Raw genomic sequence first — 24,630 nt, forward strand, 5'->3', positions numbered from 1 at the left:
CACACTATGTGTGTTGTGCCTGAAACAACACAACCCCAATTCAGCATCACCCTCTTTACGCTTCTTCCCGATTGGCTGTGGCGCGAACACAAAGCGCGACGCAGCAACCCGTCAAGCCTGATGACCATAGCGAGCTGGTCCCACCCCTTCCCATCCCGAACAGGACCGTGAAACAGCTCCACGCCGATGATAGTGCGGATTGCCCGTGTGAAAGTAGGTAATCGTCAGGCTCCTTATGCTGTAACGTCCAGAACCCCGGTGTCTCCGAAAGAGAACCGGGGTTCTGGCGTTTGGGCGCCAGAAAGAACGATCATTTTCTGCGACCTGACTTATTCGCAGTCGATAGCGAAAATCTCCAAATCGTCTTAAATAGCATTTCATGCGTGCGTCAATACACCTCAGAAATCGCGCAAACAAAAATCTAATTCGCATTAAATTGCAGATCTCCTAAAGTTTCTTCCTAATCCGGCCGATAGACGCGTGTGTAGTCAGCAACTACAAACTAAAGATCACACGCTACACGAATAAAAACCGGGGAGCTTCTGCGCATGCGCTCGCGTGCGGGAAGCGAGAAACATGCACGACCGATGGAATGACTTGCGCGCGCAGCGACGCACTGCGCCCTCTATTTCCGCCGCAACGACGCTTACGGGGACGCCCTGCGTGCTCCGCGTGCACGCCGCCGCCGTCTGGCTCCGCATCTCGCCGATCTCCCTTGTCCAGCCTCTTTTGCCCTGACAACAAGGAGAATTCATGAAGTCGTCCAAGACGTGGGGTGCGCTTCTCGCCGCCGCCACCATCGCAGCCCTTGGCGGTTGCGCGACCGAATCGTCGCGTTCGCTGCCCGTGCCGCCTGTCACCAGCGCGCAGCGCCCGCCCGTTGGTAAGCCGGTGCAGATCGCAGTCGGCAAGTTCGATAATCGCTCGAGCTACATGCGCGGCATCTTCTCCGACGGCATCGACCGGCTCGGCGGGCAGGCCAAGACCATCCTGATCACGTCGATGCAGCAAAGCGGCCGCTTCAGCGTGCTCGATCGCGACAACCTTGACGAGATCCGCCAGGAAGCGGGCTTCACCAGGAAGGCCCAGGCGATCAAGGGCGCCAACTACGTCATTACCGGCGACGTCACCGAGTTCGGTCGCAAGGAAGTCGGCGATCACCAGCTGTTCGGCATTCTCGGCAGCGGAAAGAACCAGATCGCCTACGCGAAGGTGAGCATCAACGTTGTCGATACCACGACTTCGGAAGTCGTCGCTTCGGCGCAGGGTGCGGGCGAGTACAGCCTCTCGAACCGCGAGATCATTGGCTTTGGCGGCACCGCGAGCTACGACTCGACGCTCAATGGCAAGGTGCTCGAGCTCGCGATCCAGGAAGCAGTCAACCATCTGGCCGACCAGGTCGACGCGGGCGCGCTGCGCTCCGCACACTGACCGCCTACGTCGGCCGCGCTTCACGCTGAATCAGAACAACTACTCATACGGGGTTTTCATGAAATACATCGGCACGCTTCGGGGGCTCTGCCTGCCCATCACGGCGGCAACGCTGCTGCTCGCAGGCTGCGCGAACACCACGCCGCCGCTCTACCAGTGGAGCGGCTATCAGCCCGGGGTCTACGACTACCTGAAGGGCGAGAAGGCACCGCAGCAACAGATCGATGCGCTCGAGAAGTCGCTGCAGGAAATCCGCGCGAAGGGCAACACGCCGCCGCCAGGCTTCCACGCGCAACTGGGCATGCTCTACGCGAACGTCGGCAACGACACGCAAGCCATGCAGGAATTCGACGCCGAGAAGCACCTCTTCCCGGAGTCGTCGACCTATATGGACTTCCTCATGAAGAAACCGAAACAACAATAAGCGAGCGTACCGATATGTCCAGATTTTCCACTCTCAAGCTCTGGCTGGCTCTGTCCGCGCTCGCATTGCTGGCCGCTTGTGCACAGCCGGTCAAGCACGCGGATTACACGGCGTTCAAGAATGCGCGCCCGCGCTCGATCCTCGTGCTGCCGCCCGACAACGCGACGACGGATGTGAATGCGTCGAACAGCATGCTCTCCCAGATGACGATGCCGCTCGCCGAGGCGGGCTACTACGTGATTCCGGTCGCGGTCATGGAGGAGACGTTCAAGCAGAACGGACTGACGACGGCAGGCGACATCCAGCAGACCCCGCCGGAGAAGCTGCGCGAGATCTTCGGCGCCGATGCGGTGGTGTATTCGAAGATCACGCAATTCGGGACGCAATATCGTGTGATCGACAGCGCGACGGTGGTGACGGCGACGGCGAAACTCGTCGATCTGACAACCGGCAAGGTGCTGTGGCAAGGCGCGGCCAGCGCCAGCAGCAACGAAGGGAACAACAGCGGTGGCGGCGGCCTGATTGGCATGCTGGTGGTGGCGGCAATCAAGCAGGTCGCGAATTCGCTGACCGACAAGAGCCACGATATCGCAGGTGTCACGAGCTATCGTCTGTTGCACGCGGGGCCGCCGACGGGCCTGCTCTACGGTCCGCACTCGCCGAAATACGGCACGGACTGACCGGCGGCGCTCGCGCCGCATAAAGAAAAAGCCCGTCACCGGAAGGTGACGGGCTTTTTTCAATCCAGCTCAAGGGAGCGCAGCAGTAAAACCGCTTAGCGCTCCAGGAACGGACGCAGCTTGTCCGCGCGGCTCGGGTGCATCAGCTTGCGCATCGCCTTGCTTTCGATCTGGCGGATACGCTCGCGCGTCACGTCGAACTGCTTGCCCACTTCTTCGAGCGTGTGGTCCGACGTCGTGTCGATGCCGTAGCGCATGCGCAGCACCTTCGCTTCGCGCGGCGAGAGCGCCTTGAGCGCCTCGTCGATGGCAGCGCGCATGTTCGCGTGAATCGCAGCATCAGCCGGCGAGGCCGAACCTGCGTCCTCGATCATGTCGCCGAGCGTCGCGTCGCCGTCGTCGCCTACCGGGCTTTCGAGCGAGACCGGTTGCTTGGCGATCTTGAGGATGCCGCGCACCTTCTCTTCGGTCATGCCCATGCGCGCGGCGAGGTCCGCCGGATGCGCTTCCATGCCCGTTTGCTGCAGGATCTCGCGCGAAATGCGGTTGAGCTTGTTGATCGTTTCGATCATGTGCACCGGCACGCGGATCGTGCGCGCCTGGTCGGCGAGCGCGCGCGTCACGGCCTGACGCACCCACCAAGTCGCGTACGTCGAGAACTTCCAGCCGCGGCGATATTCGAACTTGTCCACCGCCTTCATCAAGCCGATGTTGCCTTCCTGGATCAGGTCGAGGAACTGCATGCCGCGGTTCACGTACTTCTTCGCAATCGAGATCACGAGACGCAGGTTGGCCTTGACCATCTCGCCCTTCGCCTGACGCATCTTCGATTCGGCGACGGTCATGCGGCGATTGATCGCCTTGATCTGCTGCAGCGACAGCGATGCGGCCGCTTCGATCTCGGCGAGCTTGCGCTGCTCCGCCTGGATAGCCGGCAGGCTGCGCTCGATCGAGGGACCGTACTTGCTCGACGCGGCTGCGGCGCGCACGCCCCAGTCCAGATCGGTTTCGTGGCCCGGGAACTGCTCGACGAAGGCTTCGCGCGGCATGCCGCAGCGATCGACGACGATGGAGAGTACGTTGCGCTCGATCGCGCGAATCTGCGCGACCTGCTCGTGCAGCAGCGAGCACAGGCGGTCGATCGTGCGGGCCGTGAAGCGGATCGGCGCGAGTTCCGTCTGGATGTCGGCGCAGATCTTCATTTCCAGGGCCGTAGCGCGCGCATTGGCGTCCGTCGTACAGGCCATCTGTTCGAACAGCGCGCGAACGCGCGCGAAGATCGCGAGGCTGTCTGCCTTCAGTTGCGCGAGCAGGGCTTCGTTCGCCTTGCTGTTGTCGGCGTCGCTGTCTTCGTCGTCGCTCGAGTCGTCCGACTCTTCTTCTTCCGATGCCTGGGCTTCGACTTCTTCGCTCGCGTCTGCGTCGGCCGCCGTGGCCGGTTCCTGCGCCGCTTCGTCGCTGCCGATGCCGTCGACGAGTTCATCGATGCGCATCTCTTCAGCCGCGACGCGGTCGGCGTCGGCGAGGATGGTCGCGACGATCGACGGGCATGCCGCGATCGCCTGGATCATTTCCTGGAGGCCGTCTTCGATGCGCTTCGCCACTTCGATTTCGCCGGCGCGCGTGAGCAGCTCGCTCGAGCCCATTTCGCGCATGTACATGCGCACGGGGTCGGTCGTGCGGCCGAATTCGGAGTCGACGGTCGAGAGCGCGACTTCGACTTCTTCGTCGGCTTCGTCGTCGGCCTGCTGGTCGGCGCGGGAATCTTCGTTCAGGAGCAGCGTGTCGGCGTCGGGCGCCTGCTCGTACACCTGCACGCCCATGTCGTTGAACGTGGCGACGATCGTTTCCAGCGCGGCCGTCTGCGCGAAGTTGTCGGGCAGATGGTCGTTGATGTCCGCGTGGGTCAGATAACCGCGTTCGCGGCCGAGCTTGATGAGCGCCCGCATTTGATGCTGGCGTTTTTCGAGTTGCGAGCCTGCGTCCATGGGCGTCGTATCGCCGGTCTTGTCTTTGGACGAGCGGCGTGCGGGGCGGGCAGACGAGGTCAGCGCGTCGTCCCGGTCATGGCTTGTCAATACATTCTCCTCGAAGGGATAGCCCGACAAGGGCAAAAAGGGTCACGCGCCAGCGGCGTGGCGTCCTGGCGATGACGAAATTGCAGGGGAGTGGGCGGGGGCGCATGCCGGTCCCGCCAAGCGAGCGCCAAACGTCTGACGACGTGGCAGCCTGGATTTTCGTGCAATGCAGAAAGACCGCGTATGGTAGTGCGTTACGGCATGCGAGGCAACCTGAATCGTCGTGTTTGCGGCACATTGACCGCCTTCAGGGTCGTATCGTTTGGGTAGCGCTTCACCTTACATATTTCCTACATGAGTCCCTTAGACCATTTTTCAAGTGAGAAGTTCACGTTTTTGTCACTCGCCTGGCCTATGGCACGTTGATATTCCCCGCTGATTCCCCGTTGTCCGGTCGCCATGCGTGGCAGCGCTCACGCGCGAATCGCGACAATGCGTTGAACGCGTTTGCCGGAGGACCGGTTGACCGCCTCCTCGTCGAGCGCGATGGTCGTGCCCTCGAGCTGGCTGGTGACGAGCGCCGGATCGAACGCACTATATAGACGCCCCGCTGGGTCGCGCGCGCTGTCGCCGTCGGTGACGCGCCAGCTCAGATAGAGCACGCCGCCCGGCTCGAGCAGTTCGACGAGGCGGCGGCAGGCCGGGCCGATCTGCGCGACGGGCAAATGCATGATCACGGTCTCGCACAGGACGTTGTCAAAGCTCGCGGCGGGCACGCCCTCTAGCTCGGGCAACGTGGCCAGACCGAAGGCGCACTGCGGGTGGTCAGCGGTGGCCCGGGCGATCAGACCCTCCGACGCGTCGTAGCCCGTCGCGGGGTAACCATGGGCGTTCAGCCATGCCACGTCGCGGCCCGAGCCGCAGCCGATATCCACGGTCCTTCCGTGGGGCCGGAAATACCGCATGAGACGCGCATAGAGGTCGTCGGGCGCAGACTGGTTCGCCCATTCGGCTGCGTAGTTTGCGGCGCCACTCGTGTACGTCTCGATCGTCATGGAGTCCATATGGGGCTCGCGGTTCCTGTGACAAGAGGGAGGGACGCTTCGAGACTAGCCGATCGACGCAACGAGAGGCAGTCGCGCGGCGATACCGGTATCGCCGCTGCCACGCTCGCCGCTTGGCGCCGCGCGACGGCCACGCTGCACGCAGCGTCGTCAGGGCGGGAATTCGTCGTATTGGGGCAGCGAGTCGGCGATCTCGAACCACGGCGCTTTCGAGCGCACGAAGATATGGCCGGCGGGGCGAATGGCCGGCGGATCGGTCAGCGTGCCGAGCGTCACGTGCACATACGCTCCTTCGCGCACGACTGAATAGAGCAGCGAGCCGCAGCGGCCGCAATGGATGTCGTGGGCGGCCTGCGGATCGCCGTAGACCAGCGTCTGCCCTGCGCCCTCGGTGAGTCGCAGCGCCTCGCTTTCGATGCCCGCAAACGGCTTGAACGCGGAACCCGTGGCGCGGCGGCACTGCGAGCAGTGGCAATTGAATGCGTAGCGGAACGCATTGGCTACCGCATAGCGCACGGCGCCGCAAAGGCACTGGCCGCGCAGCGTGGCGGGAGCATTCGTGTGGTTGGGGGCAGTGTCGGCGGACATGATGGGCGCGGTGCTCTGGTGGCAAGTGTCGAACATTGCGATCGGGCGGCTGCGGTGTGCGCACTCACATCATACGTTTGAGTCGCCCGCGGCGCAGGAAAACGCAAAGGTCACCACATATGGGGATTGGCCGGCCAGTCATGGCCTCCGCACGGTTCGTGGCGCCCCTGTAGCCCCGAAATGCAAGCCGAATTTCCCATGGATGGTTACCTTTGGCGCCCTCGCGCAAAACGCACCGCCCAAGCCCACCCAGGCGAATCTACGCGCCCCGTTCCCTCAAGTCCTTCAATCCCTTGATGACGACAAGCAGCGCGCGGCCGTGCTCTTCCGAACCGTCCCACGCCTCGACGATCGCATTGCGCAGCAATTCGTTGTAGGCAGCCGCGTGCCGGCTGGACGGCAGCGCCTTCACACCATAGAAACTGCATAGCTTATTGAATGACGCGCTCCGGCGTACCCGCCTCCCGTTCGACGTGCGAAGACGCGAGACAGTAGGCTGGCTGACCCCGGAAAGCCGCGCAATTTCGCTGGCAGAGCGTGAATCGTCCGATAACCGCCGCAGCAGTTCCTGCACCGGAAAATGAGTATCTGGGGCTTCCATGTCATGCATTATACCTATACAGTAACGGTTATTGAATTGCTCGCCGAAATCGGCGGGCGGCTGCATTCCGAGGAAGTCGATGGCACTAAAACACCTACCGCCCACGTTTTGCTGGTCCCGTATCGGGCCAGAGGCCGGCATGGATCTCCCCACGCTGATCCTGCGCAAGGAGTGGGAGCGTCGGCAGGGCGGAGGCCGCTTCCTGTGGGGCATCGGCCAGTCGCTTGGCAACAGCGCTCAAATCGCCGCGCTGCGCACCGGCTCGCTTCTCGCGCTGTTTTCGCCGGCGGCAAGCCGCCCGCGCGTCATGCAAGACAAGCGCGGCAAGCGTGCCGGGGTGGTGGTCTGGAATGCGTGGGTCGACGCGAGCGGTCAGGTGCGCCAGCTTCCGCAGCATGTGTTCGTTACGAGCAGCGCCACGCTGCCCTCGGGCGCCGCACGCGAGCATCACTACGCGCTCGTGTGCGTCTCGCCAACCGAACTGAGCGTCGGCAGCTCACTGCGGGTGGTTCCGGAGCGGCTGCGCAGCGTGAGCACGGCGAAGGCGCCATGCCGCTCGCAGGGCACGGTGGTGGTGGATTGCGTCGAGCGCGCCGCCCAGGCGGGCGGCAAGAGCCATCCTCTCGTGTTCACGGCGGAGCTGGAGGCGCCATACTTCGTGCGACTCACACAGCCCACGCTCGTCAAGGCGCGCGACCTCGCGGCCATTCACGAGGCATCGCGCATGGGCGACTTCGACACCTACACAGATCTCACCAAACGCGTGCGCAGCGAAGCCTGCGCGCAGCAGGCGCGCGGCGTCACGCGCGATCTCTTCGACGTGCCGCCTGCCGATCACACGGCGTCTTCACGGCTTGGCGGAGCAAGAACGCGCCATGTCTCCCGGGCGGGAGACTGGACCCAGCTCACAATGGAACTCTTCCATGGCGATTCACATCCGTTCACAAGAGGCCGAGGCCGCGCAACGCTTTTTTGAGGCGAGCCGCAACGTCGACCGGGCATTTCGCGCCCTGCGTGCCGAGGCCCACGACCACGTGGCCGCGCCGCTCGCCTATGGCGCCGCGCAATCACGGCTCGATCACGCGCTGGACGAACTGGCGCGTGCCGAGGCGTTGTTCGATTCGGTGACTGACGTACAAACGCGTCAGATGAGGGATCATCAGGATCACTGAGGAAATGGTGCGAAGACCCGCCGCGACGCGGCGCGTACGGGTACGGGTCCCGCTACGCTGGTAACCATCCCGAGCCCGAGGCATTCGCGCGGCGCTCCTTCGCGCCCATGGGCCGCCCGCTGACTCGCATGCCGCTGGAGCGCTGCGTCCTCGCGCAGCGCGTGGAGCGCAGCGCTTTCTGAGCGCGCCGCAGAGGCGAGTTCGCGCGCGAGCTCAGCCCTTTTCCGCCTCCACCGGCAACTCCAGCACGGCCGCCACGAGCGGCCAGCGCTTCGCGGCCGCCTGCCAGGCGTCCTCGGCTTGAACGTCGAGATAGCGGTCGCGGTCCACGCCCTCGACGAGACGCGCGAGCGCGTCGATATCGCTCGGCAGCGCGGGACCACTGCGCGAACGCCGGCTGGATCCCCACAAGCGCATCGCCATCACTTGCCCTCCACCCACACGCCGTCCGGCGTATGGATCACATAGCCGGTTGGCGTCGTCATCGTCACCGTGCCTTCGTTTTCGCCGACCATGCGCGTTTGCGGCAGGTTGTTCGCATACTGCGCGAGCGGCGGCGCGCCGGTGGCGAACGGGCTGTGCGCCACGAGATTCGAAAGCAGCTGCGCGAGCGCGAGATAGCTCGTGGGCGTGTCGATCGTCGTCACGCCGCCGGTGTGCTCGCTGCCGGCCGGCAGCCCCACCACCTTCACGCCCACCGGCACGTGGACGATGTTCGGCGTGGGGATCTCGCGCATGCCGGCAATCTGGTTCTCTTCGCCCTGCAGCGCCGCGCCGTGTTCGGGTACGAAGACGATCACCGCCTTGCGGCCCGACTGCGCGACGAGGTCGATCAGCTTGTCGACGTCTCCGAGCAGCCGCTGCAGGCGAATCGGGTAGGACTGCAGGCTCGTGAGCTTGTCGTTCGGCGCGGGCAGCCGGTTGCCGTCGTGCATCGAGACCGTGTTGTAGTAGAGCGCGACTGGCCCGCCGCCAGCGGCAATGCGCTGCTTGTACCAGCGCGAAAGCGCGTCGTAGTCGTCGGCCAGCGCGGAACCGTCGAACTCCTTCATGAACTCCGGGAAGCCTTCGTTCGCGGGGATCGTCACGCCCGGCACGCCGATTTCACTGATCACCGTGCTGCGGAAATTGTCGAAACGGCCGTTGTGGTTGAGCAGCGCGTTCGGCGTGTAGCCGGCCTGCGCGAGCTGCGCGAACAGGTGGCACTCGGCAGGCGCGGGGTCGTAGAGCGCCTTGTGCGGCTCTTGCCCGCAGGTGGCGCGCAGCACGCGGATCGCGGCGGGCCCGCTATAGCTGGCACCCGAGCTGAAGTTCTGAAAGATATAGTCGAAGCGCGAGAAGAGCGGGTTGTTGCGCATCTTCACGACATCCATGTCGTTCCACGAGAGCGAGCAGATGTGCACCATGATGATGTCGAACTGCGCGTTCGCGTCGGTGGTGAGCGGCGTGAAACTCACGTGCCGGCCTTCCTCGTTGGCGCGGAACGCCGCGAGCTGCTGGTCGTAGCTGCCCGACTGCTCGTCGCGCTTCTTGCCGGTGCCGCCGTCCTCGTCGCCGTTGCTGGCGAGTGAAGCGTTGGCGGTCGCATTCGCCACGAACGAGCCCACGCCCTGCCAGACCGGCATGACGACGAGCGCGATCAACACGAGCGTCGTCACGCGTACCCAGCGGTTGATGAGGAAGTAGAGCAGCACGGCGATCACCGCCGACACGGCCATCGACAGCGATATCACGCGCCGCGTGAGCTCGAACATGTACGAGGGCGTGAAGGTGAGGAGCACGGGGATCTGCGAGATCGCCCGGCCGATGTCGGGCATGCTCGACTCGTGGTACGCAATGGCGATGCCCACGATCACGGCGATCACATCGCGCGCAATACGCAGCCACCGCCTGTGCAGCGGCACGAGCAGCAGGATGACGAAGGCGAAGTTCATCCACCACTCGGGCTTGAGCGTGCCGATCGAGTAGAGGTACAGCTTGGCGAGGAAGTAGAGATTCCAGAGACCCATAGTGTTTCGCGTTCCAGGGTGTAGCGGTGGTTCCGGTTATCAGGGCTGGCGGACCTGGCCGGCCCGGCGTCGCGTGAAGAAGTTTTCCAGCGCGTCGAAGAACGCGTCGACGAGGCGCATGTAGCCTTGCCAGCTCAGCTCGATCAGCTGAATGAGGCCGTGCAGCGGCGCGTCGGAGGGCGGCACGTCCTCCCATTCGAGCCAGGCATCGGCGCGGCCGAACGTGCATTCCACGAGCTTGCGCTCCATCTCCATCGTCATGCCGACGAAGCGCACGCCGAGGCGCCGGTCGGCCAGACGCGCGACCACGGCGGGGAAGTCGTGCTCCAGCACGCCGCGCGCGAGCGTCACGTTGATGCGCTCGCCGGGTTCGAGCTTCGCTACGGCGTCGGCGGGCAGCATGAGACCGAGGCCGCCCATCGAATAGTTCTCGGTCTTGCACGCGAGCGTGCGGCCGTCGGGCAGCGTGAGCATGGCGGGCACGCGCAGCGGAATGCGGTGCGCCACGCGCACCTGCTTCGCCTCTTTGGCCACGCCGAGCGCGAGCCCGAGAATGGTGAGATTCACGCCGGCCCAGAAGAGGTTCATGAACACGGTGGCGGGCTCGTCTGACCGCCAGATCGTGAGGCGGCCGATACCGGCGAGGACAGAGCACACGTTGATCGCGAGCAGCACGAGGTAGGGCTTCGAAATCGTCCAGTCGAGATACTCGTGCTCGATATGGCCGCCCTTCGAGGTCACGTTGAACTTGCCGAGCTTCGGATTGATGAGCGCCATGGTGGTGGGCAGCACGATGTACCACGCGAGCACGGACTCGTAGGCTTCGGCCCAGAACGAGTGCCGGTAGCGTCCCTGGATGCGCGAGTTGGCAATCGCGGCAATCACCAGATACGGCACCACGTAGGCGAGGATCACGGGCGCAGGCGTGTTGATCACGTGCAGTCCGAAATACAGGTACGCGCCGGGCATCACGAGGAAGATGAGCCGCGGGAAGCCGTAGAAGAAGTGCAGCATGGCGTTGCTGTAGCACATGCGCTGGAAGAACGAGAGTCCCTTGCCGATCCACGGATTGTCGACGCGGAAGATCTGCGTCATGCCGCGGGCCCAGCGGATGCGCTGGCCGATGTGGTCGGCGAGGCTGTCGGTGGCGAGGCCCGCCGCCTGCACGGTGCGCAGATAGGCCGACGTATAGCCGTGGCGATGCAGCCGCAGCGAGGTGTGGGCGTCCTCGGTCACGGTCTCGGTCGCGATGCCGCCAATGTGCTCGAGCGCCGAGCGCTTGATGACCGCGCACGAGCCGCAGAAGAACGTGGCGTCCCAGAAGTCGTTGCCGTCCTGGATCAGCCCGTAAAAGAGGCTGCCTTCGTTCGGCACGCGGTGGAACGTGTCGAAGTTGCGCTCGAACGGATCGGGCGAGAAGAAGTGGTGCGGCGTCTGCACCATCGCGCATTTCTCATCGGCGAGAAAGACGCCTATGGTCGTTTGCAGGAAGGAGCGCGTGGGGATGTGGTCGCAATCGAAAATCGCGATGTACTCGCCCTGTGTGAGCGGCATCGCGTGATTGATGTTGCCGGCCTTCGCATGCGTGTGTTCGTCGCGGCGCAGGTAGCCCACGCCCGCCTCGCGCGCGAAGTCGCGGAATTCGTCGCGGTCGCCGTCGTCGAGGATGTAGACGCGCAGCTTGTCGCGCGGCCAGTCGATCGAGCTTGCCGCGAACACGGTTGGCCGCACCACTGAAAGCGGCTCGTTGTAGGTCGGAATGTAGAGGTCGACGGTCGGCCAGTCGGCCGGATCGTCGGGCAGCGGCTGCGGCTTGCGGCGCAGCGGCCACGCGGTTTGCACGTAGCCGAAGATCAGCACGATCCACGTGTAAAGCTCGGCCGCGTAGAGGATGTAGCCGACGATGGCCTCGGCAGGGCTCGAAAGATGCAGCGTTTGCGTGCTGCGCCACCAGACGTAGCGGCCCGTCATGAGGATCGACAGCATCACCATGAGCATGGTGGCGAGGCGCCCCGGCAGGCGGCGCGCGATCATCACCACGACATACACGAGCAGGAACAGCAGCACCTGGCCGGCGAACGGCAGCGGCGTCGTGCACACGGCGACAGCCGCGACGAACGCGAGCCACAGGAGGCCCTGGCGCAGGTAGGGCACGCTGTCGAGCGCCGCCGAAAGCTTTTCGAGGTGCTGCTCGATGCCTTCCCACGGCACGTCGGGCAGCCGCGCGCCGACTGCCGCGCTCGCGCGCGAGGCGCGGCGATAGACGGGTTCGAGGCGCCTGTCGAGCCACGCGCGCAGTGCGAAGCGATGGTGTCCTTGCGGCGCCTTGTGAAGCTTGCGCAGATCGGCGGCGAGACGCTGACGCGGGCGCCGCGGGCGCAGGAAGATGCGCAGGAGCCACGCTCCAGCGGTGCGGTCGCGGCCGATGTTCAGGCGCTGGCGGATGTCCTTGCCGAGCCGCGCGAAGGCGAGCGCGGGCACGTCGCGCTGGCCCGGGCGCGGCGGCCGGAAGAAGGCGCGCAGCAGCCACTGGCCACCCGGCGCGTCGGGCGCGAGATTGAACTCGGGCGCGCTCACGCGGCGCAGCGACAACCAGAACGCCGTCCACAGGGCAGCGATGCGCTCGCGGATCATGACGTGCTCCCGTGCGCGACGTGTTGCGCGAGCAGTTCGTCGGGCGCATCGAGGCTCGCACCCGTGCTCCAGTGCGAGAGCCACGAGGCGATGCCGTGAAGGTCGTGCGCGGCTTGCGAGCTGGGCGCGCTCAGGCAGAAGTTTTCGCCCGCGGCGAGTGCGGCGGGCACACCGGTGTCCGCATGCACGAGATACGGGAGCATGGCGGCGCCCAGGCGCGCGCGCAGCAGTGAAACGACGTCCATGTGCAACTGGCGCGCGGGCACGACCGCATTGGCGACGAACACGCTGCGCTTCTGTGCGCGCACGAGCGCGGCGATCAGGCGCGGCAGCGTCGCGCAGGCGGCGGCGCAGGGTGTGAGGACGCCGAGCACGAGGTCGGCGGCATCGATCGCCTGACGCGCGTGCGCCGAGGGCCACGTGCCCGCATCGACGAGCGCGATCGTCTGCGCCGGCAGGTCCACGCGGGCAAGCAGTTCGCGCAGCCAGCCGGGGCGCGCGTCGAGCAGGGCGCAGGCGTCGTCGTCGTGCGGGTCATCGGATGCATGGCCGTCAGCGAGGCTGCCCCACGGCAGCACGAGCACGCCGTCGTCGCTTTGCAGCGCGGCGCGCGACCAGGCGTCGTCGGCGCCAGGGCCGCCCGCCAGATGCGTGACGAGGCCTTCGCGCGCGCTCTCGCGCAGCCCGAAATGGAGCGCCAGCACGTTGCGCGGGTCGCATTCCGCGGCGAGCGCAACATGTTCGCGCGCCGCCAGCAGACCGGCGAGCGCGGCGGTGAGGGTGGTGCGGCCCGCACCGCCCACGCTGGAGACGATGGCGATGGTCTTCATCGGCGCGGCCCCGTCTGGCTGAAACGGCGCTGGCCGCGAATCAGCAGGGCGTCGACCTGCGGCGGGAGCTGGAGCGGGCGCGAGCGCGCGGGGCGCAGCCACATGGGCACGAAGCGCGCGAGCCGCAGGCGCCAGCCGATCCAGTAGAGCGGCACGGCCAGTATCAAGCCCCAGACGAAGTAACCGAGGAAGATGTTCATGTCGCTCTCCTATGCTTTGAGCGGCAGCGGCGCGCGCTGCGGCGCGGCTCGCGGTTTCGCGTTGTCGGTGCGCGCGGCGGCGTCGAGCGCGGGCAACAGGTCGCCGTTTATGGGAGCGATGTTGACGGGCACTGCGGGTTCCGGCACTGCGGTTTCTGTCGTGGCTGCCGTCGCTGAGCCCGATGCGATCGCGGAAGCCGCCGCAGGCGGCACGGTCTGGCCGTTGGCCTGCACCGAGACGGCCGCGGGCGCGGCGGGCTGCCCCTCATTGATTGCGAGCCAGCCCGAATAGTCGGGCGGCGGCGTGGTGTCGATTTCCTCGCCGAGCGTGTCCAGCGCCTCCGTGATCGCGCGGCCGTCGCCGTAGCGCTCCTCGCCCTGGAACAGCTCCGCGAGCGAACGCTGGAACACGCGCCGGCACACGGCGTCGGCGTCGCTCATACGGCAGGCGAAGAAGAACACGTAGAGGCTGTCGCCGCTCGCCGTCACGATGTCGCCCGCGCGGCGCAGATGGCACGCCTTGAGCGCATCCACGTGCGCGACTTCCGGCATCAGCGCGAGGCGAATCAGCACGCTCGGCAGCTGGATCACGCGGCTGCGCTCCACCGCCGCGCGCACGAGTTCGACGAAGTGTGCCGCGCCCACGTAGCCGCTCTCTTCGCCATGCACCACGGCGGCGAGCGCCGCACGATAGTCGGCGGGCATGGGCCGCGAATACACCTGGCCCTGCAGACTGTCGACGATGGCCTCGACCTGCGCGAGCGGCGTCTGCCGCGCGATCACGCGGTTCGCGCCCAGGTTCAGCATGAGCGACTCGTAGCGCATGGCCACTGCGTCCTCGCGCACGATGATCTTGAGCGCTTCGCCGCACTGCAGGCGTAGCGTGTGCACCTGCTCCGCGAGCATTTCGAGGTCGCGGTTCACGCTGAATTCGAGAATCACCGTGGCCGCGACCGAAGTGCGCGCGGCGGCCACGGCGGCCTCGTTGTTATCGACGATCTGCCAGGCCGGCGGCAGTACGCGCTCGTGCAACATCGCGTCGCGCGAAACGATCACGCGGCCTTCGTCGGGTGCGAGCAGGCCCGCCTCGCCGATTTCGGTTTCGAAGGTGCCGCCGGAAACCGTGAGCCGGTGATCGGCGGCGGAAAAGCGCAGCGGCACGCTCTGGCTGCCGTGCACGGCATCGCCCGCGCGCCAGAACGCGACTTCCCAGTGATACTGCCCCTGCACCTGGTGCAATTGTGCGGCGCCCGCGAAGCGCGCCTGGAAGGCGGCGAGTTCGGGATGCTCCTGATCGTCGCCGAGGCCGGGCGGCGCTGCCACCATCAGCACGCCGTAGCGATGCTGCGCGCACCAGCCCGCGAGCTGCGCGCCTTGAGCGGCGAGCGCGGCGGGGTCCTGCCAGTTGAAGAACGCCTCCGCGCCTTCGATGAAGAACTGGCTTTCGGGCGCGGCGCACTGCCCGGCGAGCGCGTTGAGCGCTTCGATCAGCACCTGCGCGCCGTCGCGCTCCGGCAGTGTGCGTAGCGCGCATACGTTTGCCCATGCATGCGTCGAACCGCTCTTGTCGAGATCGACGCCTTGATCGCGCAGCGCCGCCGTGAGGCTCGCGCCGTCGCGCGTGGAAAGGACGGTGGCGGGACCTGTGAGCGCGGCGGCGGCGGTTTGCCAGAACAGCGCGTCGCGCGCGGGCGAGGCGCTCGCGTAGACCACGTGCACCTGGCCCGCGCCGAGCGAAGCGAGCGAGGCCGGCAAGCCGTCGATCGCGAGCGGCTCGCGGCGCGCGAGCCGCGAGAACAGCGAGCGGCGCGTATCGCGGCCGGCGCCGGCGGGCGCAGCGGAAAGGGTGGCGGGATCGTTCATCGTATTGCTCGTCTCGCGGATTGCATCGTCGCGGGTTTCATCGTCGTCATGCGCGCTCGCTCCGTGGCCATGTCAGTAGGCCGAATAAGGGACGACCGGCCGCGGCGGGAACGGCACCGGACCCTTTTGCGGGGAGAAGAAGTAGCGCAGGTAAAGCACGCCTACGTTCGGCGCATAGTCGCGCGAGCGGTCGAGCCGGAAGCGGCCGCCCACCACGAAGTGCTCCGTCACGCGATATTCGGCCGCCGCTTCGACCGCATAGCTGAAGCCGCCGCCCGAGCCGCCGCCAAAGAACGGCGAACCGAGGTCGTTGGCGCTCATGAACGCGAGCGCCTGGGCCTGCAGGCCTGGGCGCGTCGGGTAGAACGGCGACTCGTTCTCGTTCGTGAACGACATGCCCACCGATCCGTCGATCTCCCAGGAAAGCTTCTTGTAGCGTCCGGTCCAGTCGAGCGGAATGCTGACCGAAAAATAGCTCTGCGGACTGTAGTAGCCGCCGTTACCGAACGTGTAGTTGTGTTCGTTCTTCGAGTACTTCCAGTAATTGAGCGTGAGGCCGCTCGACACGATCTGGTCGGGCCGCTTGAACACCGACCAGTCGTAGCCGCTGCGAACCTTGAACTCCTGGTTCGTCTCCACGTTGGTGCCGGTCAGCAGGCCGAAGCCGATGCTCGTGAAGATCGTGCCCGGCCCGAAGTCCTGCGCGCCGCGCACGGTGAAGCCGTTGCGCACGACACCGCCCCACTTCTCGCCCGTGACCGGATCGATGCCGCCCGCATAGGAAACCAGGCTCGCGGTCACAGGGCGGCGCGAGACGTCGAGCGAGAGCGACGAACCGCTCGGGAAGTCGTGGCGATATTGAATGCCGCCCAGCACGCTCGTGATCGGGAAGCCCACCGGCGTGCTGCCGATGTCGGCGCGCCAGCTATTGTTCGCACCGCTGAACTCGTAACCCGCCGCGAGCGCGACGCCCGTCGCGGTCTCGTTGACAGAACCGAGCCCGGCGTTGCCGAGCGCGGCGATCTTGCCGTACTTGTACGCGATGTCGAGGTCGTTGCCGGGCAGCGTGCCCGCATTCAGATAGACCGTATCGGCGTGGAAGAAATAGTGGCCCGTATAGCCATCAGGAATGCGAACGTATAGCGGGACTTCGGTGGCGTGCAGCTCGGAAATGCCGGGGTCGCCCGAGAGGTTCGACTGATACCAGCCGGTCGCGACCTGCCCCTGCTTGCGGTCTTCCAGGCCCTGCAGCGCGCGGCCTGCCGACGTCGTGCCGTCGGCGTCGGGCCGCGTGCCTTCGGCCACTTCCTGCGTGCGCGAGGTGCGATAGAGGCTCGCGGCTTCGTTGTAGTTGCCGCGCGCCTGCGCAACGCGCCCCGCCTGGATCGTAATGTCCGGGTTGTCCGGATACTGCTCGCGCAACGGATCGACCACGGCGGAAGCCTCGTCGTTCAGCCCGAGCGCGGTGAAGCGCCGCGCCACGGCAAGGCGCGTGTCGATGTCGTTCTCCGCGGTGTCGGCCAGCACTGCGCGCACCATGTCGGCGGCCTCCCGGTCTCGGCCCATGCGCTCCAGCATACGCGCAACGGTGAGGCGTGCATCGGCGTCGTCGGGTTGCGTCACGAGCACCTTCTGCGCGGAGGCCATTGCGCCCTTGTAGTCGCCCTTCGCCTCGCGCAGATCGACGTCTTCGAGCCGCCAGCGCTTGGTCGTCTTGAGGCGGTCCGGCACGGCGTCGAGCGTATGGCGGGCGCCCGTCAGGTCGCCCGCCTCGATCTGACGGCCGGTTTCGCGCGCGACGAGGCGCAGCTCCTGGTCGTCGAGACTGGCCTTCTGTTCGTCGGTGATGCCGGGCTGATCGCGCGTCGCGTCGATCCAGTTCGCCCACGCGTCGTCGCGGTTGGCCGCCGCCAGCAGCTCGCCGTAGCGCACGCGCGCGCCGTTCGCCGCCGGGTCGTCGGGGTGCGCCGCGAGCCAGTCCTGCACGAGCTTCAGGCCCCGGTCCGGCTCGCCGATCGCGATCCACTCGCGCCCGACCGTGGCGAGCATCTGCGGGTCGTTGGCCGCGTTCGCGTCGGCGGCGGCGGAATCGAGCAGCGCGCGCGCCTCGTCTTCCTTGCCCTGAGCGATGAGCTGGCGGGCCTGCGCGATCTTCTTCTGCGCGGCGAGATTGCCCATTAGCTCGCGCATGCCTTCGCTGCGCTGTGCTTCGGGCACCGCGTCGAGTTGCGCGGCGGCCGCTTCGACGTCGTCCACGGAATTCAGATAGAGCGCCGTGGCGTAGCGCATGTCGGGCGCCTGCGAGACCTTCAGGCCGTCTTCCATGACCTGGCGGCCCAGTGCGGGCAGGCCCAGATCGCGATATTGGCGCGCGAGCCTGAAACGCGTCCATGCGTCGTCGGGCGTGAGGCGCACGGCTTCTTCGAGTTTCGCGATGGCCGGACTCTTGCGGTTGTCCGCGAGCAGCTGGTCCGCCTGGATCGAGAGCAGTTCGGCGTGCAGCTGCTTTTGCTCCGCGCTCGAACCGCTCACGCGCGGCGTCGTGGCGGCGATGAGCGGCTCGATCTCGCTTTCGCGGCCCGTTTCGCGCAGTACGGTCACGAGGCCGCGCAGCGCGTCCATGTCGGGCTTGGGCGCGTTCACGAGCGGCCGCAGCACGGCTTCGGCTTCGGGCCACTTCTTCTGCGCGATGAGCGCGTTGCCGAGGATATCGCTGGCGGTCGTGTTGCCCGGATCGAGCTTGAGCGCCTCGCGCGCGAGCGTTTCGGCTTCTTCGGGCTTGCCCTGCGAATTGGCTTCGCGCGCCTTCGCAATGGTGCCCCAGATGGTGGCCGTCTTTTCGAGGCTGCGCCACTTGCCGGCGTTGTCCGGGTCGAGCTTGAGGGCGCGCGCGAACAGCTCGCGCGCTTCGTCGTGGCGGCCTTCGCGCAGCCGCACGAGACCGAGCGCGCCGATGGTTTCGCCGTCGTTGGGGTTCGCGCGCTGCGCGCTTTGCAGCGAGGTTTCGGCATCCTTGAGATCGCCGCGATCGAGTTGCGCCAGACCGCGCGCGCGATCGGCGGCGCCGGGGCCGGGGGGCCGTGCACGCGCCTGGGTTGACGCTCGCGCGTTGCCCGCTGCCGTGGCCGGCGGCGCGCTAATGACGGCCGACGGGTTCTGCGCCAGCGCTTGCGCCTGCGCCTGGCCCTTCGCGCCGAGCTTCTTGCCGAGATCGGCGACGGTCTGCTTCGCGTCGGAGTCGTCGGGTACTTCCTGCAAATAGCGCAGATACCACACGTAATAGGCGGGATCGTCGTGCCCCGCGCTCGCGAGCGCGCGCCGCCACAGTTCGAGCGCGAACGCGCGGTTGCTGTCCTGGCGCTGGTACACGTGATAGATGAGGTTGAGGCCTTCCATGCGCGTGTCGGCGCGGTCGGTGAGCAGGTCGCCAAGGATCAGCGCGAGGCGGGGATCGTTCGGATTCTGCTTCACGCGCGTGCGCAATTCGCTGATCGCCTGCGCGCGGCCCGCGGTCGTGCCGGCCAGGATGCGGTAGTAGTCGCCCGCGAGATCGCCTGCGGGTGCGCCGTTCGGAAAGAGCTTGAGCAGGCGCGCCGAGGCTTCCTCGCTCTTGCCGGCGGCCGAGAGCAGGCGGATCTGGGCCATCTCCATCTTGCCGCTCGTGGCGACGCGGTAGGCGTCGTCGAGTTCTTTCGTTGCGTTCGCATTGGGCGCGATCTTCTTGAGCTGCGCGAGGATTTTCGCGGCTTCGGCCGGGCGGTTCGAGCGCAGCTCGATTTCGCCGAGCAACGCGAGCGCCTCGGGTTGCTGCGGGTCGAACAGCAGCGCTTTTTGCACGAGCCCGCGTGCGATATCCGGACGATTCTTGCCTTCCCACATGCGTGCGGCCGAGAGCAACTGCGCGGCCTGGGCGGAGGGCGTGGCGGCGTTGGCCGCCGGCTGCGGACCCGCCTGCGCGGATGCCAGATACGGCGAGGCCGCGAAGAGCAGCGCGACGATCGGCGCGAGTCTGGGTGCGAATCCTGGTACGCGTTTTGGTACGAGTTTGGGTACGAGGCGCGGTGCGATGTTCGGCAACAAGCGTTGCGGCATGCGTGAAACCGCTTCGCCTCGCAAGGCGTGCGCAGCCGCGCGCCGCGCCTCACGGCGCGCACTGCGCAGATGGGCGGCGCGGCGGGCAGACACGAGAGCGTTCAGCGCGGCGTGGGGCATGCGCTCGTCCATGCTGGGGCAACGCGACCTTGCGCGTCGAAATGGTACAGCCCGTCGAGGTAGCCGAGCCCGAACAACATCAGCACGCTGCTGTAGTAGCCAGGCGGCGACTTTTGCGCGAGCGTGCGGCCGCGCTCGACCTGGGCGTTCGCGAGATCGCTGCGGCCGAGTGCCGACAGATACGGCGCGACCGCGGCGGAAAAGCCGCCGTTGCCCTCGTTGGGCCCCGCTGTGCCCGTGGTCGTGTCGACGCGCTCGGGCGGAAAACCATGCGCGCCGACGAAATCCGCGAGCGGCCTGAAGGTGGCGAGCGTGCTGGCGCGCAGAGGGTCGTCGCCCGCGAGCATGCCGGCCCACAGATACACGCGGATGGCGTTGTACGCGCTTTCGGCATGCGTTTGCGCGTCGGGGGCGAAGCCGCCTTTCACGTGATATTCGACCCAGTCGGGCGAGTAGCCCTTGGGCGCGGTCTCGTTGACGAGTCTCGCCGACGAGGCGAGCAGCGCCTTCCATTCGCCCGCCTCCGGCAGCGCGAGCATGAAACGCCGCATGACCTGGAGCGGCACGTAGCTCGGGTTCAGGCGCCAGCCGTCCTTGCCGATCGTAAAGCCCACGGGTCCCGGCAGCACCGTGCGGCCGAGACCCGGCAGCACGGCGGTTTCCTCGCGCACGATGTTGCGGGCCATCACCGTGCCGAGCGCGGTGTAGCGGCGCTCGTTCCAGAGGCGTCCGGCTTCGAGCAGCGTGTAGGCGATCCAGAGATCGGCGTCGCTGGCGGGGTTGCTGTCGATCACGCCCCACTGCGGCTCGCCGGCATGCGCGGCGCCTGAAGTGCCAGACGCTGCCGACGCCGCAACCGGCTTGCCGTCCTCGCCGATGTCGCGCCGTCCCCAGATCCATGCCGGCAGATGCGTGGCGAGGTCGCCCTGCGCAAGATTGTTTTCGGTCCACGTAAGGACTTTGTCGAAGCTCGCGCGGTCGTTCGCGACCAGCGCAAAAAAGAGCGCGTAGGACTGTCCTTCGGAAACGGTCACCTGGCGCGGCGTGCTCGCGTCGATCACGCGGCCATCGGCGCTCAGCAGCGTGCTGCGAAACGCGTTCCACGCGGGCCAGGCGCAGGCCGCGGGGCTGGCGGATTTTGCCGCGCTGCCGCTGGCGCTGGCGGCCGGCGCGGCCGCGTGCGCTGTCGCAGCCGGCATCAGCAGCGCCAATGTTGCGAGCGGTGCGCAGGCAAACGCGCCCGCCGCGAGCCAGCGCATGAGCCGGGGCGCAAGCCGGGGCGCCAGAGCGGGCGCGAGCGTAGCCAAACCCGGACGCATCGTCAGGTCCCGGAGCGGCGGGAGGCCATGCGGCCGAGCGCCCAGAACACGGTGAGCGCAACGATCAGACCGGCCAGAATGCCCGCGAGCGCCATCAGTGCCGGGTAGCGCGAGATAAACACCCAGGCGCGCGCATACCACGGCAGATCGCCGACAAAATAGCGGTTGCCCACGCGCAGGCCCTCCACCTGGCCTTCGCGCACGAGCGTGAGATCGCCGTGCATCTGCGAGATCTTGCCGCCGTCCTGGAGCGCGTCGAGCACGTCGCCGAACTGCGCCGACGAAGTCGCGGCGAGCGCCACCACGCTCCTGCCTGACTTCAGCGGCGACTCGAAGCCGATCAGCGCCGCCATCGGTCCGCCGAGCGTAACGATCGAGCGGCCCGACGGCGTCGGGTCCTCGTCCTCGGTGCCGCCGAGCCAGCCGGGCCAGCCGCTGCGCTGGTCGCGCGTGGTCACCTCGGTCTTGCCGCGCTCGATGAGAAGCGGCAGGTCATTGCCCCACTTCTCGAGCAGTTGCGCGCCCGAGCCCGAACCGATCACGAGCAGGTTGCTGTCGCGCACGCTGTCCACCTGGCTGGCGGGCACGATCGTCAGGCGCAGCGAGGGGAGGCCCGTCCACTGGCCCATGTGGCCGAGCAGCGTGAGCACGGCTTCCTGATCCTTCGTGTCGGGTTGGTCCGGAATCACGAAGGCCGTGTCGGAGAGGTCGGCCATGCGCGTGAACGGATAGCCGCTGTTCGCGAAGTAGGCGAGGTTGGGCAGCGACGTGTAGTGCGCGAAGCCGCTGAAGTCGATGACCGAGTCGGGATCGACGGCCGCGCGCGCAACATCGTTGGCAGTCGAGGTGCACAGCCCCGTCTTCTGCGAATCGATATGGAACTGGAACTGGAACTGGTTGTCGCTGCCCACGCGGAACGCGGGGATTTCCAGATTCGTTGATGAACGGGTGTCCGAGCCCGAAAGCAGCGGCACGTTGATGCGCGCTTCGTCGGAGGCGCGCGTGACGGGACGCAGCCGTTGCGAGCGCACGAGTTGATCGTTGATGCTCACGTTGAGCACCGAGTCGTTCCATGCGGAAGGCGCCGTGTAGCGATAGCGGATGTCGAGCGGCACGTTGCCCCGCGCCCACGCATAGAGGTCGGCGGGCACGCGCAGATTCACGCGGATCGCGGGCGGGTTGTAGCCCGATACCTGGAGCTGCTGCGGGTCCGTCACCAGCTCGCGGAACAGCACGGGGCGGTCGGTGGGCACCCAGTTCGGCGCGTCGTAGGGCTTGCGCGCCGGGCCGAGATCGATCGACTTCACCATCACGCTGTTGCCGGCCATGCCGGCCTGCCCGAGCGCGACCGCGTAGGCGGCGTTCAGCAGTTCCTCGGGCGTGCGGCCCGCGAGCACGAGGAGCTTGCGGCCCGACTGCGGATCGGCGGCTGGGTTCGCCATGACCGAGACCGTGGGGCCCTTGATTTCCGGCAGGTTCAGCCCCTCGGGCACCTGGCCCGGCAGCACGAGCGCAATGGCGTTGGCGTCGGGCGGCACGGTGCGCGAGACCGGAAAGCGCGAGCCGCGATAGCTCGCGAGCGCGCCAAGCCACGACGAGACGACGCCCGCCGCGTGCAGCACGGGCACGCCCGCGTTGGCGGCGAGTACGAAGGGCACGCGCACGAGGCGGTTGTCGTGGCGGTCGAAGAACGGCACAGGCAAGAGCCCGAGGTCGTCGGGCAGCACGATGCCCGCCGTGTTGAGCGTGAGCGACGTGTCGGGGCTGATGTCGGCCCAGAGGCTCGAATGATAGGCATCCTCGCAATGATCGAGCGTGTAGTGCGCGATCATCTGCACGGTGATGCGGTTGTAGTCGGTGAAAAGGCGCGGGTCGAGATCGATCTCGCTCGTCACGAGCTGCCCGGCCGTCTCCTTCACGAGCGGAATCGTCGCGACGACTTCACCGTTCACAAACACCCTGAGATGCGAAAGCGAAAAGATCAGCGAGGGCGAGTAGGTGTAGACGAGCTTGAGCTTTGCGCTGGTCACGACTTCGTCGGTGCGAACGTCTACATTCATGCCGCCGGTGGGATCGAGGCCGCGCAGCGGGATCGGCCCGTACGCACCCATCTGGCGCAACGTGAACGTGCGCGTGCGCGGCTGCCCGAGCGGCGTCGAAGCGGCAGGCTCGGGAATGACGGAGCCCGGTGCCGTCTGGATGACAACGGGCCCCGTCACAGGGGCGGAAGCAGCGGCCGCAGCGGAGGCCGTAACTGGCGCTGCGGCGCGAGCGGAGGCGGGAACGTCGCTTGCTCCCGCCGCGGCCGCCTTTGTCGTCTGCGTAGCGGCGACAGCCGATTTGTCCACCGCGAAAAGGCTCGCCCCCAGCAGTAATCCGGCGACGAGCGCGCCCAGCCCAACTTGAACGGAGAGTCGCATCGCAACAGCCCTTTGTTTTCTTCGCAGTGGCTGTCTTTATCTTGCAAAGACAGCGGCTATGGCTATTGGCGGCGTGGTGCCGCCAAGCGTTATCTCGAAACGGCGTCAATGTGTGGTGGAGTTTAGCGGAGAGCCAAGGATCGCGCCCTATGAATGCACGTGTTTATGCCCGTTGCGTAAAGCGCGCAGATGACGGGCTGGCGCGGCCTGACGGCCGGTTTGACAGTTGGGCGCTCGGATTGGGCTGGCGGGTCGGCGCGCTTGACAATTCCTGCGCGCGCAACGAAAGGCGGTGGCGTTGCGAGCGCGCAACGCGGTCGCCGGAGATGGTGCGCCAAAAGCCGGCCCTCCGGTTCATTCAATTACTAAGGACGTCGAATCGATGGGGCATGCAGCCACCTCGCGCATGTGCAGTGTCGCGAGCGGTGAGGTAATCTTGGCGGCTCAGATCCAGAAGCGGAGCAGGGTAATGAACGAGCAAACGTGGCAAGCAGTGGACGACTGGTTCTGCGAGCGGCTGATCGGTCCCGATGATGCGCTCGACGGCGCGCTCGCCGCAAGCGCCAAAGCGGGCCTTCGCGCGATCAACGTGGCACCGAATCAGGGCAAGTTTCTGCATCTGCTCGCGCGCATCCAGGGCGCGCGGCGCATCCTCGAAATCGGCACGCTGGGCGGCTATAGCGCGATCTGGCTCGCTCGCGCGCTGCCCGATGACGGCGCGATGGTGTCGCTCGAATTCAGCCCGGAAAACGCGGCCGTTGCGCGGGCCAACATCGCGCGGGCGGGGCTCGATGCGAAGGTGACGGTCATGACGGGCCTCGCGCTCGAATCGCTCGATGCGCTCGTCGCGCAAGGCGTGCCGCCGTTCGACTTCGTGTTTATCGACGCGGACAAGAGCAACAACCCGAATTACCTCGAACGCGTGCTGAAGCTTTCGCGTCCGGGTACGGTCATCGTGGCCGATAACGTGGTGCGCGAAGGGCGCGTGGCCGACCCCGCGCATCACGAGGACGATGTGGTCGGCTTGCGTCGCTACTTCGACATGCTTGGAAACGACAGGCGGCTTGCGACCACGGCTGTGCAGACGGTGGGCAGCAAAGGCTGGGACGGGTTTGCGATCACGGTGGTGGGCGGGTAGCAAACGTCGATCGCCCATACACATGCG

Annotated in this window: 19 protein-coding genes and 1 rRNA gene; 7 read left to right on the top strand and 13 right to left on the bottom strand. The window is 66.6% G+C overall.

Annotation, left to right across the window (positions count from 1 at the left end; translation table 11 throughout):
* Positions 1 to 116: 116 nt before the first annotated feature.
* From rrf to BFD71_RS18455, 4 genes are all read left to right on the top strand, one after another.
* A 5S ribosomal RNA gene (gene rrf, locus BFD71_RS18440) occupies positions 117 to 230 on the top strand.
* Between the two features lie 523 nt (positions 231 to 753).
* Positions 754 to 1,431, top strand: coding sequence for a CsgG/HfaB family protein (locus BFD71_RS18445; protein WP_069265752.1), 678 nt, complete (start codon positions 754 to 756; stop codon positions 1,429 to 1,431).
* Positions 1,432 to 1,489: 58 nt separating this feature from the next.
* A complete protein-coding gene (locus BFD71_RS18450) occupies positions 1,490 to 1,855 on the top strand; it encodes a DUF4810 domain-containing protein (protein ID WP_069265753.1) in 366 nt (121 codons plus the stop codon).
* A gap of 14 nt (positions 1,856 to 1,869) precedes the next feature.
* A complete protein-coding gene (locus BFD71_RS18455; protein WP_069265754.1) occupies positions 1,870 to 2,535 on the top strand; it encodes a DUF799 domain-containing protein in 666 nt (221 codons plus the stop codon).
* A 95-nt stretch (positions 2,536 to 2,630) separates the two neighbouring features.
* Here the strand turns inward: BFD71_RS18455 and rpoD are convergent, their stop codons facing one another.
* The 4 genes from rpoD to BFD71_RS41465 form a co-directional block, all read right to left on the bottom strand.
* Entirely contained in the window at positions 2,631 to 4,613 is a 1,983-nt protein-coding gene (gene rpoD / locus BFD71_RS18460) for an RNA polymerase sigma factor RpoD (RefSeq protein ID WP_069265967.1), read from the bottom strand.
* 413 nt (positions 4,614 to 5,026) lie between these two features.
* A complete protein-coding gene (locus BFD71_RS18465; protein WP_069265755.1) occupies positions 5,027 to 5,617 on the bottom strand; it encodes a class I SAM-dependent methyltransferase in 591 nt (196 codons plus the stop codon).
* 150 nt (positions 5,618 to 5,767) lie between these two features.
* Positions 5,768 to 6,205, bottom strand: a complete 438-nt coding sequence (locus BFD71_RS18470) for a GFA family protein (RefSeq protein ID WP_069265968.1) — start codon at positions 6,203 to 6,205, stop codon at positions 5,768 to 5,770.
* 259 nt (positions 6,206 to 6,464) lie between these two features.
* Complete coding sequence (locus BFD71_RS41465; protein WP_069265969.1) at positions 6,465 to 6,806, bottom strand: helix-turn-helix domain-containing protein; 342 nt, start codon at positions 6,804 to 6,806, stop codon at positions 6,465 to 6,467.
* Between the two features lie 79 nt (positions 6,807 to 6,885).
* Between BFD71_RS41465 and BFD71_RS18480 the strand changes: the two genes are divergently transcribed.
* Both BFD71_RS18480 and BFD71_RS18485 read left to right on the top strand, forming a co-directional pair.
* On the top strand, positions 6,886 to 7,782 hold the full coding sequence (locus BFD71_RS18480) for a hypothetical protein (RefSeq protein WP_069265756.1): 897 nt from the start codon (positions 6,886 to 6,888) through the stop codon (positions 7,780 to 7,782).
* Positions 7,730 to 7,978 carry a hypothetical protein gene (locus BFD71_RS18485; RefSeq protein WP_069265757.1) on the top strand — a complete coding sequence of 83 codons (249 nt, stop codon included), beginning with the start codon at positions 7,730 to 7,732 and terminating at the stop codon, positions 7,976 to 7,978. Before BFD71_RS18480 ends, BFD71_RS18485 begins: the two co-directional genes overlap by 53 nt.
* Positions 7,979 to 8,191: 213 nt before the next feature.
* On the opposite strand, the gene bcsR is transcribed toward BFD71_RS18485, so the two are convergent.
* The 9 genes from bcsR to bcsB form a co-directional block, all read right to left on the bottom strand.
* Entirely contained in the window at positions 8,192 to 8,389 is a 198-nt protein-coding gene (gene bcsR / locus BFD71_RS18490) for a BcsR/BcsP family cellulose biosynthesis protein (protein ID WP_256094794.1), read from the bottom strand.
* A gap of 11 nt (positions 8,390 to 8,400) precedes the next feature.
* The gene (bcsG, locus tag BFD71_RS18495) at positions 8,401 to 9,987 is read right to left on the bottom strand and encodes a cellulose biosynthesis protein BcsG (protein ID WP_069265758.1); all 1,587 of its coding nucleotides are present in this window, start codon (positions 9,985 to 9,987) and stop codon (positions 8,401 to 8,403) included.
* 39 nt (positions 9,988 to 10,026) lie between these two features.
* Positions 10,027 to 12,621 (bottom strand): UDP-forming cellulose synthase catalytic subunit, encoded by a 2,595-nt coding sequence (bcsA, locus tag BFD71_RS18500; protein ID WP_069265759.1) that lies wholly within the window; start codon positions 12,619 to 12,621, stop codon positions 10,027 to 10,029.
* Positions 12,618 to 13,451, bottom strand: a complete 834-nt coding sequence (gene bcsQ, locus BFD71_RS18505; protein WP_069265760.1) for a cellulose biosynthesis protein BcsQ — start codon at positions 13,449 to 13,451, stop codon at positions 12,618 to 12,620. Before bcsQ ends, bcsA begins: the two co-directional genes overlap by 4 nt.
* Entirely contained in the window at positions 13,448 to 13,651 is a 204-nt protein-coding gene (locus BFD71_RS18510; protein ID WP_069265761.1) for a hypothetical protein, read from the bottom strand. The genes bcsQ and BFD71_RS18510 overlap by 4 nt, the downstream gene beginning before the upstream one ends.
* Before the next feature lie 9 nt (positions 13,652 to 13,660).
* Positions 13,661 to 15,514, bottom strand: coding sequence for a cellulose biosynthesis protein BcsE (gene bcsE, locus BFD71_RS18515; protein ID WP_069265762.1), 1,854 nt, complete (start codon positions 15,512 to 15,514; stop codon positions 13,661 to 13,663).
* A 72-nt stretch (positions 15,515 to 15,586) separates the two neighbouring features.
* On the bottom strand, positions 15,587 to 19,726 hold the full coding sequence (locus BFD71_RS18520) for a cellulose synthase subunit BcsC-related outer membrane protein (protein ID WP_256094795.1): 4,140 nt from the start codon (positions 19,724 to 19,726) through the stop codon (positions 15,587 to 15,589).
* Complete coding sequence (bcsZ, locus tag BFD71_RS18525) at positions 19,708 to 20,985, bottom strand: cellulose synthase complex periplasmic endoglucanase BcsZ (RefSeq protein WP_083245328.1); 1,278 nt, start codon at positions 20,983 to 20,985, stop codon at positions 19,708 to 19,710. The genes BFD71_RS18520 and bcsZ overlap by 19 nt, the downstream gene beginning before the upstream one ends.
* 62 nt (positions 20,986 to 21,047) lie before the next feature.
* Positions 21,048 to 23,465, bottom strand: a complete 2,418-nt coding sequence (gene bcsB, locus BFD71_RS18530; RefSeq protein WP_083245329.1) for a cellulose biosynthesis cyclic di-GMP-binding regulatory protein BcsB — start codon at positions 23,463 to 23,465, stop codon at positions 21,048 to 21,050.
* A 469-nt stretch (positions 23,466 to 23,934) separates the two neighbouring features.
* On the opposite strand from bcsB, the gene BFD71_RS18535 reads away from it, so the two are divergent.
* A complete protein-coding gene (locus BFD71_RS18535; protein ID WP_069265763.1) occupies positions 23,935 to 24,603 on the top strand; it encodes an O-methyltransferase in 669 nt (222 codons plus the stop codon).
* Positions 24,604 to 24,630 lie beyond the last annotated feature (27 nt).

Source organism: Paraburkholderia nodosa (genome assembly GCF_001718195.1).
In the GTDB taxonomy this organism is placed as follows: Bacteria; Pseudomonadota; Gammaproteobacteria; order Burkholderiales; family Burkholderiaceae; genus Paraburkholderia; species Paraburkholderia nodosa_A.